Origin of the sequence: Streptomyces sp. NPDC002896, assembly GCF_040295225.1 — a bacterium.
In the GTDB taxonomy this organism is placed as follows: domain Bacteria; phylum Actinomycetota; class Actinomycetes; order Streptomycetales; family Streptomycetaceae; genus Streptomyces.
Map to the genome: position 1 here is coordinate 62,260 of NZ_JBEOVA010000031.1, position 14,911 is coordinate 77,170.

The following is a 14,911-nucleotide window of genomic DNA, read 5'->3' on the forward strand; positions in this document are numbered from 1 at the left end:
CGACGCCCGGATCGCGAACGGCGAAGTGCAGCGGGCCGGCAGCTTCCGGAGCACGGTCACCGCGTACCCAACACTCCCGCGACCCGCACGGGAAGCGGCGCGCGGCTCGCCGAACACCGCAGTCCCTCGACGTGCGCCCGGCCGCCATCGAATCTCACCTCATCGGTGATCAAGGGCTTCGGCTTCAGACAGCGGACGGCGGCGGCCTGGACGTGTTCGTCCACTGGGTGGCCTCGGCCGCCCACGGCTACCGCTGGGGGACAGAGAGTTCACGGCCGCGGTAGAAGCCTTCCCGCTCCTCGACGACGTACGAGGCCATGGCCGCACGCCTCTGCGCCTCCGGTTCGGACGCTCGCCAGGAGTCGCAGGCCTCCTTGGAGTCCCAGAACGAAACCCCGGTGATCTCCTGTCCGTCCTCGGACCAGTACGCGTAAGCGCGGCGCAGGCCCTCCGGATACGGGTCCGGGCGCCACGACCTCTCGAACTCCTCCAGCGTGCCTGGCTGGAGGCGGCGCGTTGTCACCCAGACGAAGTGCTCCTCCATCACAGCCTCCTCCGCGACGCAGGTTCGGCTCACAGGCCCCTCTCGGACCACCGTAGGTCCCCCGCATCGCCTTCGCCTCCGCGGCGCGATCACGGGGTGCCGATGATCCTTGGCGGCCGCCACCTTCGTGCACCACAGCAGCGCTACACCGATGCTGTGGACGGCATACGCCACATGGTCGAGCCGGTCGCCCGTGAGGATCGCACTTTTCATGGGCAGGGGGCTATCCGCCCGCCATCCCCCGGGCGGTGGCCAGGATGGACAGGAAGCCGTCCACGTCCCAGGCGGCCCGCCCGACGAACAGCCCGTCAACACCGGGTATGCGCAACAGCGTGCCGGCGTTGGCCTGATCGACCGAGCCGCCGTACAGGACGGCGGTGACCCGGTCGCCCCACTTTGCACTGAGCGCCGCGAGCACGTCGGCGATCTCGTCGGGGTGCGGCTGACGGCCGTGCTCGCCGATGGCCCACACCGGCTCGTACGCGATGAGCACCCGGGAGGTGTCGTCCAGCCCGTCCAGGGCCGCGGCGACCTGGCCCAGGACGTGCTCCACAGAATCACCCCTGGCGAACGCCTCCGCGTTCTCGCCGCAGCACAGCAGCGGGATCAAGCCGTGCCGCAGGGTTGCCCGGACCTTCAGGGCAATGGTGGCGTCCGTCTCACCGAAATGCTCGCGCCGCTCCGAGTGGCCGATCTCGACGATGCGGGCACCGGCGTCGGCGGCCTGCGGCACCGAGATCTCACCGGTCCACGCGCCGGCGTCCTCCCAGTGCGCGTTCTGCGCGCCGACGAGCACAGGTGAGTCGTCGCCGAGCACCGCGGTCACCTCCGCGATAGACGTCGCAGAGGGGATCACGAACGGCTGGACGCCAGGGACGCCTTTCTGGCCGACTTCCGTGCGCAGCCGCGCGGCGTACTCCGCGGCTTGCGCCCTGGTCTTCGTCATCTTGAAACTCGTGCCGATCCAGAGCATGACGGACCGTCCCTCAGTTCTCGTCGTATGAGCAGATCGCGGCGACTTTCGCGGCGGACGGCGATGTGTCGTCGAAGCGGTAGCCGAGCCACTCTCGGGCGAGCCGGCGCGCGAGCTCCAGGCCGACGACGCGCTGGCCGAAGCACAGCACCTGGGCGTTGTTGGAGAGCACGGCCCGCTCGACGGAGAAGGAATCGTGGGCGGTGACGGCTCGGATGCCTGGCACCTTGTTGGCGGCGATCGCCACGCCCAGACCGGTGCCGCACACCAGCAGGGCACGGTCGGCCCTGCCCTCGGCGACGAGCCGCGCGGCGTCCACGGCAACGTGCGGGTAGTCGGTGTCCTGTCCGGCGGTGATGCCGACGTCGATGACCTCGGCGACTGCCTCGTGCGCCTCGAGGTCCTTCTTGAGGGCTTCCTTGTAGTCGTATCCGGCGCTGTCTGAGCCGACGACGATGCGCAGGGGATTCATGAGGTGTTCTCCCTGGATTCGGAGCGGAGGGTGTCGCCGAGGGCGGTCACGACCAGCGCGAAGGAGACCGCACCGGCGTCCGGGGTACCGAGGCTGCGGTCGCCGTGGGTGCGGGCGCGGCCGCGCCGGGCGGTGATCGTGGCGGTTTCCTCGGCGGCATGGGTGGCCGCCTCGGCGGCCTCCATCCAGGCCGCGCGGAACCCGGCCCGCGGCAGCGCGGCCTCCAGCCGGTCGACGAACGGCACGACCGCGTCGACCAGTGTCTTGTCGCCGGGCGTGGCTCCGCCCAGCCGCATCACCACATCCACGGCGGCGCGTACGCCGGCGGCGACCCCCTCGGCATCGGGCCCGTCCGTGTCGCCCAGCACGGTGCCGAAGGCGGTGAGACCTGCCCCCCACAGGGCACCCGAGGTGCCGCCGGCCCGCTCGGACCACGCCGCACCCGCCCTGGCCAGGGTGGTACGGGCGCCGGCCCCGAGGCGGACGGCCTGTGCTGCGGCCTCCGCGGCCGCCTCGGCGCCGCGCCGCATGCCGATGCCGTGGTCGCCGTCCCCGGCCACGGCGTCGATGTGGCCGAGGCGCGCCTCGTGGGTGGTGACGGTGTCCCGTACGACGCGCAGTGCGTCGGCGATGTGGGCCGCGGCGGAGCGGGAGGCCTCGCTGCCGGCGGCGACCGGGGGTGGCTGGTGGATGTGCGAGAGGTCATCGGTGCGCTGTAGTCCCGGGATGATCGCGCCGCGGCGGAAGGCGGGGGTGAGCGCGGGTGCTGTCCACAGGTCCCGCAGTTCGTCGTCGAGGAACGTGAGACTGAGCGAAAGGCCCGCCATGCCCAGACTGGTGACCTGCTCGCCGACTTCGGGAGCGACGACGTCGAGTCCTTCGGCGGCGAGGCGTTCGGACACGTGCCGGAAGACGATGAACAACTCCTCGTACTTGGTGGCGCCGAGGCCGTTGAGGACCACCGCGGCCGCGCCGCCGCCGACCGCTGCCGATGCCTGCTTGGCCTCCGCCAGCAGTCCGTCCACGAGCAGGTCGGCGACCTCGTCGGCAGATGGCAACGCCCGTTCCTCGATGCCCGGTTCGCCATGGATGCCGAGGCCCACGCCCATGCGCCAGGATGCCACGGTGAACAAGGGGCGGTCGCTGCCGGGAAGGGTGCAGCCGCTGAAGGCCACACCGAGGGAGCGGGTGGCGTCGTTGGCCTTGCGGCCGATGCGCTCCACCTCGTCGATGTCCAGGCCGCTCTCGGCGGCGGCGCCCAGGACCTTCATCACCGGTAGGTCGCCGGCGATGCCGCGGCGCAGTGCGGGGTCGTCGGCGGGGCCGGAGGCGATGTCGTCGGTGACGCGCAGCACGCGTACGTCGATGCCCTCGGCGCGCAGCTGCTCGGCGGCCTGCCCGAAGTGCAGGACGTCGCCGGCGTAGTTGCCGAAGGCGAAGACCGCGCCGCCGCCGGTGTGGCAGGCCCGGGCGACGGAGCAGATCTGGGAGGCCGAGGGGGAGGCGAAGATGTTGCCGCAGGCGGCGCCGTGGGCGAATCCGGGGCCGACCCAGCCGGCGAATGCGGGGTAGTGGCCGGTGCCGCCGCCGATCACCACGGCCACCTGGCCGGCGGGGGTGGCGGTGGCGCGTACGACGCCCCCGTGGACGGTGCGTATCGAGTCGCGATGGGCTGCGGCGAAGCCGCTGAGGGCCTCGTCGGCGAAGGATCGCGGGTCGTTGTGCAACAGGGTCATGACCGGTCCGCCAGCTTCACGGAGAGGATCGTCCGGAGGTAGTCGCGGTTGCGGGCGGCCACGCTGAGGCCGTCGCCGCCGTAGTGCTCGACGCAGATCGGGCCCTCGAAGCCGGCGTCCAGGGCAAGCTCCAGGGCCTGCCGGTAGTTGATGACGCCGTACTCGGCGGGGGCGGGCACGGTGAAGTAGGCGCCGGTGACGGGGTCGTGGTCGCGGTAGTAGTTCTTGATGTGCCAGTAGTTGGCGTACGGCAGTACGGGGGTCAGCAGCTCCTCCCAGCGCGCCACGGGGCGGTGCAGCCGCACCACGTTGGCCACGTCGGGGTTGAGGCCGACGTTGGACAGGCCGATGTCGCGGACCATCCGCACCGAGCTCTCCGGCGAGCCGAGGTAGGTGTCCTCGTACATCTCCAGCGAGATCTGTACGCCGGCCCCTGCCGCGCGCTCGCCGACGGCCCGGAACCTCTCGACGGCCAGCGCCCACATCTGCTCGTCGCCGTCGGGGTCCCGGCCGCCCTGTTCATGCCAGAACCACACGGCCTCCCGCTGGGCGGCCGTCAGAGGCCGGTGCAGGCCGACGCACACCATGCCGACGCCGAGTTCGGCCGCGGCGTTCACCGTGCGCAGCAAGTACTCGAGGTTCGCGGCTGCGGTGTCGGGGTCGGGATCGATGACGCTGCGTCGGGCCGTGGTGACGGCCGTGAGGCCCAGCTCTGCCTCCTTGAGGGTCCGGGCGAGCTCCGCCAAGCGCTCGGGGGAGAGGTCGCCCGGGCGCAGCCAGGTATCGGTGAGGTCGACATGGTCGAAGCCTGCGGCGGCGACTTCGCGGAACACACTGGCCCAGTGCCGGGCTGGGGCGTCCTGGACGCTGAGCCCGTCCTTGGTGGAGTTCGGGAACTGCAGGAGCGCTGCGCCGATGGGCCAGCTGACTGCCGAGTAGGACATCGTCGTCTCCGGGGGTCGATCCGCCGTGCGAGCGAAGCTCTTGGATCGTGGACCATATAGGATCTTTTTTGTTGTTGGTAGGGGAGGCGGAGGGATTTCCTCGCATAGGATCGCCGCGAGATGAACAGAAACGACGTGAGCAGCGCGGTCACCGGCCGGAGTGCCAACAAGGCGTCCGTGGTGCCGCGGCGTGCCCTGCGTGACGGCGTGTACGACGCGATCCTGGAGAAGCTGCTCGACGGATCGACCCCGCCCGGCAGCTCCATGTCGATCGACTCCCTCGCCCGAGAGCTGGGGGTGTCGCCCACGCCGGTGCGCGAGGCCCTGGTGCAGCTCGAGCACACCGGGCTGGTCTCCCGCGTGGCCCTCAAGGGCTACCGCGTGGCGGAGCCGCTGTCACCGAGCCAGATGGCCGAACTCATCGACGCCCGCACGGTGCTGGAAGTGGCCGCCGTCGAACGGGCCGCGGCCCACGCCGACGACCTGGTGCCGGAGCTGCGCGCCGCCCACGCCCAGCATGTGCTCAGCGCCCACCGGGTGAGGAAACTGCGTGGTGAGGGCGCCCAACCGCCCGACTACGCCGATCTGCGCGAGTACTTCACGGCGGACTGGGAGTTCCACCTCACCATCATCCGCGCCGCGGACAACGGATTCCTGCTCCAGTTGACCGAGTCGCTCAGCGCCCATGTGCACCGGCTGCGCCAGACGGTCGACCATGGCGAAATGGACCTCGACGAGGCCGTGGCCGAGCACGCTGCCATCCTCTCCGCCTTCGAGTCCGGCGATCCGCAGCGTGCCGTGGAGGCGATGCGCGCACATATGTCGGCACTCGCCCGGCGGTGGGCCGTCGAGATCTAGCCGCACGTCAGCACCACGCACTCGAGGGGCGCGCCATCATGGCGCGCCCCTCGAGTGCGTGGTGCCGACGCGCCGACGGAGGACGGCCGTGCCGATTTCTTCGAGTCCCGCCTCTTGTCAGGCCGATGGTGTCACCGTACCGTCAAGCCGCATATCCAATAGGATCTCTGATGTTGCCCGCCTTTGCGGCACTCAGAGTCCACCTTCCCGACGCAGGAAGGCTGACGATGAAGTCACCGCTGCGCATCGCGCTCATCCTGACGAGCGCCACCACGCTGCTCACCGGATGCTCCTTGGCGAATGCCAAGACTCCGATGGACGAGAACTGGAAACCACGAGGCTCGGTGTCGGCGCTGGTCGCCTTCGCCCCGGGCGGCGGCAGCGACCGCTCAGCCCGGGTGCTCGCCCAGAGCCTCAACGAACTCAAAGCAGGGTTCGACGTAAATGTCGAGAACAAGGAGGGCGGTTCCGGCGCGGTCGGCTGGGCCACCTTCATGTCCGAGAAGGGCAACGGAAACGCCCTGCTCGTCGCGGAATCAGCGCTGAACACACTGCCGATCCTCTACGACGTGCCGTTCACCTACCGCAGCTTCACACCCCTGGTGATGTTCGCCAAGGACTCCCGGATCGTCGTGGCCCGCAAGAACTCCCCGTACTCCACCTGCGCCGAGCTTGTCCAGGCGAGCGCGAAGAAGGCCGTCAAGACCGGCTCCAGCGGCAAGACCGGCGCGGACTCACTGGTCATCGCAGAGTTCAAGAAGAGCGGAGGAAAGTTCTCCGTCGTCCCCTACGGCTCCACGGGAGAGGTCCTGACGGGCCTGCTCGGCGGCCAGATCGACGTGGCCCCGGCCAGCGCCGCGGCAGCCAAGCCATACCTCGAGAGCGGGGACTTCAAGGCCCTGTGCACGCTGACCGCTAAGCGCTACGACGACCCCGTCCTCAGCAAGGTCCCCACCGCCAAGGAACAGGGACTCGACGCCGAGGTCATGATCTGGCGCGGCGTCTTCGCCCCCGCCGGCATCAACGATGTCCAGCGCCGCTACTGGATCAAGGCCATCCAGCGGGCCCTGAAGTCCGGAACCTACCGCGACTACATCAAGTCCGACCTGCTCATCCCCGCCGACAAGCACGGGCAGGGCTTCGCGCGATACCTCGACGTCTATGACAAGCAGGTACGGGAGGCGTACAGATGAGTGTTCCGACCGGTACGGAGAGGCCCGTCCGCCGCCGACCCGTCCTCGTCGCCTACTGCGGCCTCGCGGCTGTGGGCGGGGCGTTCTTCCTCGGTTCCTTCGCCTATCCGTGGACCAACCCGGAAGACGGCACAATCGGGGCCGGCGCCCTGCCCCGGGTGGCCGGACTCCTGCTGTTCGTGCTTTCCCTGGCACTGATCCGCCAGGAGAGCCGCACCGGATCAGTGCTCGAAGGCGACGGCCAAGTCGCCGAGACCGCCGAGCACACCCCGGAGGAGACCCGCCGCATCCGCGCCAAGCTGCTCGTGGTCACCCTGACCATGGCAGCCACGGCGCTGTTGATACCGATCCTCGGCATGCTGCCCGCCCTGACAGTAATGACGCTGTTCCTCACCGCCGTTGTCGAGCGCCTGCCGCTGACGCGGGCCGCCGCGGTGTCAGCGGGTGTGTTCGCGGTCTCGTATCTGCTGTTCATCGTGGTGCTGCAAGTCCCGCTGCCCTTCGGCCTGTTCGACCCCGCCACCTGGAGCGTGCTGTGATCGACAACATCGTCACCGGCTTCGGAGCCGCGCTCAGCGCCGAGAATCTGCTGTGGTGCTTCGTCGGCGTGCTGCTCGGCACCGTCATCGGCATCCTCCCGGGCCTGGGCTCCGCCACCGGTGTGGCCATCCTCATCCCCGTCACGCTTACCTTCGACCCGCTCACCGCACTGATCATGCTCGCGGGCATCTACCACGGCGCGCAGTTCGGTGCCACGATCACCGCCATCCTCATCGCCACCCCCGGCGAGGCATCCTCCGTGGTCAGCACGCTCGACGGCTACCGGATGGCACGCAACGGCCGGGCCGGGCCCGCCCTGGCGATCTCGGCGCTGGGTGCCTTCGTCTCCGCGATGGTCTCGCTGTTCGCCCTGGCGGCCGTGGCGCCGTTCTTCGCCAGGCTGGCACTGGACTTCGGGCCCCCGGAGATGCTGGCAGTGATGATCCTGGGGCTGTGCACCATCGTGGTGTTCTCCGGGAGGAACCTGCTGCTCGGGATGGGCCTCGGTTTGCTGGGTGTGCTGATCGCCTGTATCGGCGTGGACGTCGGCAGCGGCATGCCGCGTTACACGTTCGGCCAGATCTCCCTGTTCGGTGGTGTGCCCTATGTCGAGGTCATGATCGGCCTGTTCGCCATCGGCGAGCTGCTGAACCAGCTGCACATCGGACTCGCCGAGCCGGTCAAGGCCAGGTTCCGGGATCTGATGCTGACCAAGGAGGACCTGAAGCGGGCCGCCCCGTCCACTGCCCGCGGAACCGTCGTCGGCTTCCTGCTGGGCTGCCTGCCGGGCGCCGGCACGACGCTGGCCTCATTCATGGCGTACGGCGCGGAGAAGAAACTGTCGAAGAACCGCCGGAAACTCGGCAGCGGAGCCATCGAGGGTGTCGTCGCTCCGGACGCGGCCACCAACGCCGCCTCCAACGCGAACTTCGTGCCCACGCTCGTGCTCGGCGTGCCCGGCGGCGCCACCACCGCCGTCCTGCTCGGAGCCTTCCTGATCTACGGCATCCAGCCCGGGCCGCTGCTGTTCGAGAACCAGCCCACCCTCGTGTGGGGCCTGCTCGCCTCGTTCTTCATCGGCAACGTGATCCTGCTGGTGCTGAACCTGCCGCTGGCTCCCGTCATGGCGCAGTTGCTGCGCGTGCGCTACTCGATCATGTACCCACTGATCATCGCCACCAGCCTTATCGGGGCGTACTCGGTCAAGAACAGCATGCTCAGCATCTGGATCGTGATCTTCTTCGGTCTGGTGGGTTACGCGATGAAGCGCCTGAACTTCCCCGTGGCTCCGCTGGTCCTCGGACTGGTCATCGGACCACTGTTCGAGAAGGCGCTGGTGCAGACGTCGGCGCTGGCCGCTGGGGACAGTCTCGTGCTGTTCTCCAGCCCGACCGCGGTGGGCATCCTGGTGCTCGCCCTCGTACTGGTGGCCGGACCGGCCGTCGTCAAAAGTCTCCGCCGCGGCCGCCGCGTCCAGACCGCCGAAGCGGACACCGGCTCCGGTCCTGCAGCCGACGACAACAGCACGCACCCGCGCCCCGATCGTGAACGCGATCCCTCCAACACATCGACCGAAAGGCGCTCATGAACACTGCACACGCCACCGAGGTCCGGCCCCGCGTCGCCATCACCCTCGGGGACCCCGCCGGCGTGGGACCCGAGCTGATAGCCAAGCTCCTGTCCCGTCCCGAGAACGTCGCATCCGCCGACATCCTGCTGATCTCCGACGAGACAGAGTTGCGTGACGCCGGTAGGGACGCAGGATGCCCGATCGAGTACGTCACCGAACCCACCCCCGGAAAGCCGCTGCTCTACGACAACAGTGCCGCACGCCCGGTCGAGGTGTTCGAGCGCAGGGCGGCCACCGAGGCCGGCGGCCAGTGGGCGCTCAGCAACCTCCGCCATGTGCTGGAGCTTGCGAAGAAGGGCGACGTGGACGCCATCGTCTTCGCCCCGCTCAACAAGTCCTCACTGCACCTGGCCGGTATGCGGGAGAACGACGAACTGCGCTGGTTCGAAATCATTCTCGGCGCCGAGGACTACACCTCCGAGCTCAACGTGCTGCCGGGCCTCTGGACGGCACGGGTCACCTCGCACGTCTCCCTGGCCGAGGTCGACGCCGGTATCACCCGCGAGAACATCGCCGCCGCCGGCCGACTACTGGACAAGGTACTGCGCGAAACCGGCATCTCCGCGCCCCGCATCGGTGTCTGCGCCCTGAACCCGCACGCGGGTGAGAACGGCAAGTTCGGCCGTCACGAACTCGACATCATCGCCCCCGCGATCGGAGACATGGCGGAAGAAGGCATCCACATCAAGGGGCCGTTCCCCTCGGACACGATCTTCCTGCGCGCCAAGGCCGGGGAATTCGACGGCATTCTGACCATGTACCACGACCAGGGGCAGATCGCGATGAAGCTGATGGGCTTCGACGGCGGCGTCACCGTAGCCGGCGGCTTGTCCGTCCCCATCTGCACACCCGCCCACGGCACGGCCTTCGAAGTCGTCGGCAAGGGCATAGCCAACACCGGCTCGATCCAGAACGCCTACGACCTCGCGGTCAAGATCGGTGCGCGCCGCAGGGCCGCGGCCTCGCTCTGATTCCTCCCATCATTGCTCGCAGAGGAACGGAGGACGGTGGGGCGTGCGCCGGCCCGGCTGGTAGCAGACCATCCCCGCCAGCACACCCGGCCCGATCCCCGTCCGCGTACCCGCACCACGGGCGTGCAGCCCCGGCGGCCCCAGGTCCTGGAGCGCGGCGGCGTCAGCGACTGCGCGGCCTCGTCCTGGAAGACGATCCAGGCATCGAGCGCCGCCGCGGTGGTTACGCCGCGCGCGCCGTTGATCGTAGCGGCGGCTGTTTGAGGCGGCTGAAACGGTGCTCGACCGCGTTGCCGTTCCGGCCGCGGCGTTTGCAGTGGGCGGATTGGTCCGCCGTGGGGCAGGATCACCGCGCGGAAATCGGTACTGCTTCATCGGCGGGAGGTTGAGCCGGGCGGCGGTGAAAGCGGGCAGGACGGGGACGGCGGCGTGATAGTCGTGCGGGCGCCGTTCGAACTCCCGTTGAACGCATCACGAACACTCCGGACTCGCCTACAACGCGGGCGGGGTCACTGGCGTCACACAGGTGAATGCGCCTCTTCTTCTCCCGCTCACGCCATGAGGACCCATACACATGAAGCTTCGTCGCACGTTGTCGGCTGCTGCCGCGACCGCCGCGATCGTCCCGGCAGCGATGCTGACCGCGACCGCCGCGCACGCCGACGGCGGATCGTCGGCGTCCCCGTCTGCGCCGTCGTCCAGCCCCGCCGCCAGCGCCGGCGCGGCCCCTTCGGGCTCCGCGTTGCCGTCATCCTCCGCCTCAACGTCCGCCTCCGCCTCAACGTCCGCCCCCAGCTCGCCGAGCGCCCCGTCCACCGCATCGCCGACCCCCTGCCGCAACGGGCCCTCCTCCAAGGTTCACCTCAAGATCAAGGGCCTGCCCAGCAAGATCGTGGCTGGCAGCGGCTGGCACACCTTCACCATGAACGTGGCCAACACCACCGGCACGCCGATCGGCGCGGTCCAAGCGGCGGTCAGCGTCGACAACGGCAGCGCCAGCGAGAACGCGGACCTGTGGGCCCACGCCTACCTCCAGTACTGGGACACCGACAGCAGCACATGGCTGACCCTGAAGGACGAGGGCAAAAACCAGGACCGCGACACCGGCATCATCTTCGGCTACACCAATCTGAACGCCCATGAGTCCGCCGACCTGAAATTCCGCTTGGAGATCGACGCCAAGGCCACACCCGGCGACAGCTACGCCACCGGCAGCGGCACGTACGTGGAGCCGGAGAAGCACTGCACCGACGGCACCACCGTGGAGGTCCACTTCGACGTGCTCGCCCCCGGCGAGACGGGCGGCGGTTCCGCCACGGGTGGCCCGACCGCCGGCGGGTCGCAGGGCGGCACGTCGAGCCCTTCGGCCACCGGGAACCTCGCCGAGACGGGTTCGTCCTCCGCACTGCCGACGATCGCCGCAGTCGGCGGCTTGGCCGTGGTGGCCGGCGCTGGCGCGGTGATCATGGTGCGGCGCCGCAGGAGCGGTTCCGCCTCGGCGTGACCCTGACGTGGGCCGTGAGTTCCGACGCCGGCCGCGTCCGCACGGCAGTGCCCGGTTGCCTCGCTTCCCACGCGGGCAACCGAGCACCGCTTCGGCCTAGCCCCTCACTGCCGCCTCCCCGTACAGCACGAAGGGCCCGCCTCCTGGGGGGGTGGAGGCGGGCCCTCGAGAACTCGTCGCGCGGGGGGTGCGACGGTTCCTGCAAGGACTCGCCGCTGGGGGGGTAGCGCGAGCCCTTGGGATGAGGGGCGCAACTGACAGCGCCCTCGCATTCGACTATGTCACGCCGGGCCGACGACGCCACGCGGCGCGCGCAGACAAATCGTGTCGCGGTTGGCGCGGTCGAGCCAGGCGAGCAGCAGTGCGTCGATGCCCGGGGTGAGGCCGTCCAGCGGGCCCCGGAGGGGGACGCCGGCCCCACGAAGCGTGCACCGGGGTCAGCCCCGGTCGAAGCAGCGCTCCAGTTCGTCCAGGTCGTAGAAGTAACTGCCCCTGACGATCGGCCTGCAGGAGGGCTTGAAGGCGGTCTCCTTCTCGTTGTAGAGCATCCGCACCAGGTACTCCGTGCCCTGGGAGGTCGTCCTGGCGTACAGGTCCCACTGGACGTTCGCCCCCATCGGGGCGACCTCGGCGCCACGCCAGGGGTTGCTCCGGTAGGTGTAGGGGTCGTCCGCGTCCGCGGCCTTGGTGCTGCCGGGCATGCCGAGCAGCACGGCGAGCGGCTCGATCTCCTCGGCGTGGGTGAAGCGCAGCACGGCGCCCTTGTCGCTGGTGCCGTCGGCCTTCGCCTCGACCTGGGCGAACAGGTCGTCCAGCAGGACACCGGCCATCTTGTAGGTGATCGTGCGGCCCTGGAAGGCGGGACCCTTCTGGTAGAACTCCTCGGCGTCATCGAGATAGGCGAACCACTCGGCGTCCCGGGGCGGGAGGAAGGCGTCCAGATCCACGTCGGGTGCCTCGACGCGCAGGTCGGGGGCGGCGCTGTAGAGCTCGTAGAGCGAGCGGGAGAAGGAGATTTGGTCGTCCGTGGACATCGCCGCGGTGAAGGCCGGGGTGAACAGGCGCGAGACGACGTTCCCGGCGGCCTTCGCGGTGGCGGGCTCGCCGTCGATCTCGGCGAGCACGGCGGCCAGTTGCGGGTCGCTCGCCAGGTAGGCCTGGTAGTCGGCGTTCTGCGGCTGCTTGTGGAAGTACAGCAGGTCCTTGTTGGTGACCGGGGCCTGGATCAGCGGGCCAAGCGCCGGGCCGCCGGCCGTCAGGCCGGCGGTGAAGGCGTTCGCGCTCGCCACGGCGCGGGCCACGCCGGAGGTCTCGACCTCGATCGGCTCGCCCTTGGCGGTGATGTCCGCGAACAGCGACGGCAGACGGCGTTCCATACGCAGCGCGGTCTGCCGCTGCTCCTGCACGCCGAGGCCGGCCAGGTTGCCGTAGCCGATCGACGAACCCGCGGCGAGCAGCGACTCCACCTGCGGGCCGAGCCGCTTGCCGAGCCCGGTCAGCGCGCCCTGGTTTTGGGCGGTGCCGAGGACCGCGAGGACCGCGTCGCCGTCGCTGCTGTCCGTCATGGCGCGGGAGCCGTGCCGGGCGACGTTCTCCGTGAACACGGGGGTGAAGCCCTGGGGCACGGGCTGGTAGTCGGCCAGGCGCTCCTGCGGGGTGTAGGGCGTCTTGGCCGTGTAGAAGTGCGGCTCGGCGTGCGTGGCGTCAGCCTGCGCCGGGAGGGCGGTGGAGGCCAGTGCCAGGGACGCGGCCAGGACGGCGGCGGATACGACGGCACGTTTCATGCCGAGGTCCTTTCGGGATCGGGGCACGGTGTCACCGAACGGTGATCGTCACGGTCGCCGTGCTGGTGGCGGCGGGCAGGCGCGTGGTGTCGACGGCCAGGAACTCGCCGTCGTCCTGCTTGCCGTTGGGGAGGATCTTGGCGTGCAGGGCGTAGGGCGGAGTCGGGGTCGAACCGGAGACGCCGTCGACGCCGAAGTCGCTGTCGTTGCTGACGACGACGGTGCGCCCGCCGTCCGTCGTGGCGACGCCCTCGATCTTGTCGTGGCCGAAGAAGCCGCCGGTGGGGTCGAGACTGCTGACCAGGCCGCCGAGATCGAGGTCGAGGCTCTTGGCGACGGGGGTGATGCCCGCGGACCCCAAAGCGGCGGCGGCGGTCGCCGTGTCGCCCGCCCCCACGTAGGCCTCGACCGTCTGCTGGGCCGAGCCGACGAGCAGCCCGCCCTTGGCGGCGTCGTACACGGCGCCCGGCACCGTGGAGGACGGCCCGACGTCGGTGGCGCCCGAGATGTCGACGGCGAACAGCTTCTTGTAGGCGCCGGGTTCGAAGATCCCGTCCCGTTCGTCGACGAGGAAGCGGGTGCTGCTGAGCGCGGTGATCTCGCTGACCGCGCCGCTGTTCGTCTTGGGGTCGTCCAGCAGATAGACGTACTCGTGCGTGGCGCGGGTGCGCAGATCGTACGTGACGATGCGCAGCGTGGTGACGTTCTTGACCTTGACGCTGCCCGGCAGGTCCGGCTGCTGCAGCGCGGACTGCATGATGCCGACGAGGGTGTGGCCGTCGGGGGTGACCGTCAGCCCTTCCATGCCCTTGTTGGGCACGCGGTTCACGAGTTCAGCGGGAAGGGATCTGTCGAAGGGCGACAGCCGCTCGATGGCCCGGCCGTCGCGGCCGAAGTGCGTGATGTAGGGCCCGTACTCGTCGGACACCCAGAAAGTGCCGTCACGCATGGCCACCAAGCCCTCGGAGTCGTAGCCGTACGGCGAGTGCGGCAGCGCGTTGCCGTTGAGGTCGAACAAGTTCTCGCCGGTGCTCGCCTGGGAGTTGACGAACCCGTTGTACGGAGTTCCGTCGGCGGCGCGCAGCGGGATCGTCCGCTCCAGTACGGCCTTGGTGCCCTTCAGCCGGAACATGCCAATGGCGGGGTCGAAGTCCGGGAGCGGCAGCACCTTCTCGCCGTCCGGACCGTCGACATTCGGGCCCCGGTCGGTGAGGCCGTAGAACTCGTCCTTCGATCCGGGCACCGGGTAGAGCGAGGAGCCGTACGCCCCCGCGGTGACCGGCACTCCGCCGATGACGGCGAGGGGCTTCAGATGGGTCTGGTACAGCCGTACGGCATCGCTGATCGTGTAGGTGAAGGTGTCGGTGCCGTGGAAACCCGCGTCGGGGGTGTAGCCCAACGAACCGTCCTGGTTCAGTGTCAGCGAGCCATGGGCGGTCTGCGTGTGCGCGACGAGGGTCGCCGGGCTGCCGGTGTCGTCGGCCAGTACGCCGTGCCGCGCACCGATGGTCAGCGTCCGCCCGGCGTGCGCCGTATAGGCGTCGTCACGCGCCTGGAGTTTCAGCGCCTTGGCGCTGGCCGGCCCGGTGCCGACCAGGGACAGCACCACGGCCGTGGCCGCCGCGGTCACGATTCCCAGACGGTTCATCTGCATCCCCTCCTCGCCGCGCGTCGCTATGGCGCGCGACGGGAAGTCTGATCACTCCGCATGGCCGGGGGTGGGACAGCAGGTACAGAGGTGGTAAAGCGTGCCGAGGAGTCT

At 69.7% G+C, this 14,911-nt stretch carries 13 protein-coding genes and 1 pseudogene; 6 read left to right on the forward strand and 8 right to left on the reverse strand.

Annotated elements, in window-relative coordinates; all coding sequences use genetic code 11:
- Nucleotides 1–247: 247 nt before the first annotated feature.
- From ABT009_RS37740 to ABT009_RS37760, 5 genes are all read right to left on the reverse strand, one after another.
- Complete coding sequence (locus ABT009_RS37740; protein ID WP_351305571.1) at nucleotides 248–544, reverse strand: hypothetical protein; 297 nt, start codon at nucleotides 542–544, stop codon at nucleotides 248–250.
- 223 nt (nucleotides 545–767) lie between these two features.
- Nucleotides 768–1,517 (reverse strand): triose-phosphate isomerase, encoded by a 750-nt coding sequence (locus ABT009_RS37745; protein WP_351305572.1) that lies wholly within the window; start codon nucleotides 1,515–1,517, stop codon nucleotides 768–770.
- 13 nt (nucleotides 1,518–1,530) lie between these two features.
- On the reverse strand, nucleotides 1,531–1,989 hold the full coding sequence (locus ABT009_RS37750; protein ID WP_351305574.1) for a ribose-5-phosphate isomerase: 459 nt from the start codon (nucleotides 1,987–1,989) through the stop codon (nucleotides 1,531–1,533).
- Nucleotides 1,986–3,725, reverse strand: coding sequence for a dihydroxyacetone kinase family protein (locus ABT009_RS37755; RefSeq protein ID WP_351305575.1), 1,740 nt, complete (start codon nucleotides 3,723–3,725; stop codon nucleotides 1,986–1,988). Before ABT009_RS37755 ends, ABT009_RS37750 begins: the two co-directional genes overlap by 4 nt.
- Nucleotides 3,722–4,669, reverse strand: coding sequence for a sugar phosphate isomerase/epimerase family protein (locus ABT009_RS37760; protein ID WP_351305577.1), 948 nt, complete (start codon nucleotides 4,667–4,669; stop codon nucleotides 3,722–3,724). Before ABT009_RS37760 ends, ABT009_RS37755 begins: the two co-directional genes overlap by 4 nt.
- 120 nt (nucleotides 4,670–4,789) lie before the next feature.
- Here ABT009_RS37760 and ABT009_RS37765 point away from each other — a divergent pair, with 120 nt between their 5' ends.
- The 5 genes from ABT009_RS37765 (at nucleotide 4,790) to ABT009_RS37785 (ending at nucleotide 9,861) form a co-directional block, all read left to right on the forward strand.
- Nucleotides 4,790–5,527 (forward strand): GntR family transcriptional regulator, encoded by a 738-nt coding sequence (locus ABT009_RS37765; RefSeq protein WP_351305579.1) that lies wholly within the window; start codon nucleotides 4,790–4,792, stop codon nucleotides 5,525–5,527.
- 227 nt (nucleotides 5,528–5,754) lie between these two features.
- Nucleotides 5,755–6,720, forward strand: a complete 966-nt coding sequence (locus tag ABT009_RS37770; RefSeq protein WP_351305581.1) for a tripartite tricarboxylate transporter substrate binding protein — start codon at nucleotides 5,755–5,757, stop codon at nucleotides 6,718–6,720.
- The gene (locus tag ABT009_RS37775) at nucleotides 6,717–7,259 is read left to right on the forward strand and encodes a tripartite tricarboxylate transporter TctB family protein (protein WP_351305583.1); all 543 of its coding nucleotides are present in this window, start codon (nucleotides 6,717–6,719) and stop codon (nucleotides 7,257–7,259) included. Before ABT009_RS37770 ends, ABT009_RS37775 begins: the two co-directional genes overlap by 4 nt.
- Nucleotides 7,256–8,848 carry a tripartite tricarboxylate transporter permease gene (locus tag ABT009_RS37780; RefSeq protein WP_351305585.1) on the forward strand — a complete coding sequence of 531 codons (1,593 nt, stop codon included), beginning with the start codon at nucleotides 7,256–7,258 and terminating at the stop codon, nucleotides 8,846–8,848. Before ABT009_RS37775 ends, ABT009_RS37780 begins: the two co-directional genes overlap by 4 nt.
- Nucleotides 8,845–9,861 (forward strand): 4-hydroxythreonine-4-phosphate dehydrogenase PdxA, encoded by a 1,017-nt coding sequence (locus ABT009_RS37785; RefSeq protein WP_351305587.1) that lies wholly within the window; start codon nucleotides 8,845–8,847, stop codon nucleotides 9,859–9,861. Before ABT009_RS37780 ends, ABT009_RS37785 begins: the two co-directional genes overlap by 4 nt.
- A 42-nt stretch (nucleotides 9,862–9,903) precedes the next feature.
- Here ABT009_RS37785 and ABT009_RS47570 read toward each other — a convergent pair.
- Nucleotides 9,904–10,097 (reverse strand): annotated as a pseudogene (locus ABT009_RS47570) (IS630 family transposase); the annotation flags it as partial.
- 338 nt (nucleotides 10,098–10,435) lie between these two features.
- On the opposite strand from ABT009_RS47570, the gene ABT009_RS37790 reads away from it, so the two are divergent.
- Nucleotides 10,436–11,365: an LAETG motif-containing sortase-dependent surface protein gene (locus ABT009_RS37790; protein ID WP_351305589.1), complete on the forward strand. Its 930-nt coding sequence runs from the start codon at nucleotides 10,436–10,438 to the stop codon at nucleotides 11,363–11,365.
- Between the two features lie 437 nt (nucleotides 11,366–11,802).
- Here ABT009_RS37790 and ABT009_RS37795 read toward each other — a convergent pair whose 3' ends face one another.
- Together ABT009_RS37795 and ABT009_RS37800 are read right to left on the reverse strand one after the other, a co-directional pair.
- On the reverse strand, nucleotides 11,803–13,149 hold the full coding sequence (locus ABT009_RS37795) for a histidine-type phosphatase (protein WP_351305591.1): 1,347 nt from the start codon (nucleotides 13,147–13,149) through the stop codon (nucleotides 11,803–11,805).
- Nucleotides 13,150–13,180: 31 nt separating this feature from the next.
- A complete protein-coding gene (locus ABT009_RS37800) occupies nucleotides 13,181–14,797 on the reverse strand; it encodes an esterase-like activity of phytase family protein (RefSeq protein ID WP_351305592.1) in 1,617 nt (538 codons plus the stop codon).
- Nucleotides 14,798–14,911 lie beyond the last annotated feature (114 nt).

Coding starts and splice junctions, on each gene's coding strand:
- ABT009_RS37740 (WP_351305571.1), bottom strand. CDS start 544: ATGGAGGAGCACTTCGTCTGGGTGACAACGCGCCGCCTCCAGCCAGGC.
- ABT009_RS37770 (WP_351305581.1), top strand. CDS start 5,755: ATGAAGTCACCGCTGCGCATCGCGCTCATCCTGACGAGCGCCACCACG.
- ABT009_RS37785 (WP_351305587.1), top strand. CDS start 8,845: ATGAACACTGCACACGCCACCGAGGTCCGGCCCCGCGTCGCCATCACC.
- ABT009_RS37750 (WP_351305574.1), bottom strand. CDS start 1,989: ATGAATCCCCTGCGCATCGTCGTCGGCTCAGACAGCGCCGGATACGAC.
- ABT009_RS37760 (WP_351305577.1), bottom strand. CDS start 4,669: ATGTCCTACTCGGCAGTCAGCTGGCCCATCGGCGCAGCGCTCCTGCAG.
- ABT009_RS37795 (WP_351305591.1), bottom strand. CDS start 13,149: ATGAAACGTGCCGTCGTATCCGCCGCCGTCCTGGCCGCGTCCCTGGCA.
- ABT009_RS37775 (WP_351305583.1), top strand. CDS start 6,717: ATGAGTGTTCCGACCGGTACGGAGAGGCCCGTCCGCCGCCGACCCGTC.
- ABT009_RS37800 (WP_351305592.1), bottom strand. CDS start 14,797: ATGAACCGTCTGGGAATCGTGACCGCGGCGGCCACGGCCGTGGTGCTG.
- ABT009_RS37790 (WP_351305589.1), top strand. CDS start 10,436: ATGAAGCTTCGTCGCACGTTGTCGGCTGCTGCCGCGACCGCCGCGATC.
- ABT009_RS37765 (WP_351305579.1), top strand. CDS start 4,790: ATGAACAGAAACGACGTGAGCAGCGCGGTCACCGGCCGGAGTGCCAAC.
- ABT009_RS37745 (WP_351305572.1), bottom strand. CDS start 1,517: ATGCTCTGGATCGGCACGAGTTTCAAGATGACGAAGACCAGGGCGCAA.
- ABT009_RS37755 (WP_351305575.1), bottom strand. CDS start 3,725: ATGACCCTGTTGCACAACGACCCGCGATCCTTCGCCGACGAGGCCCTC.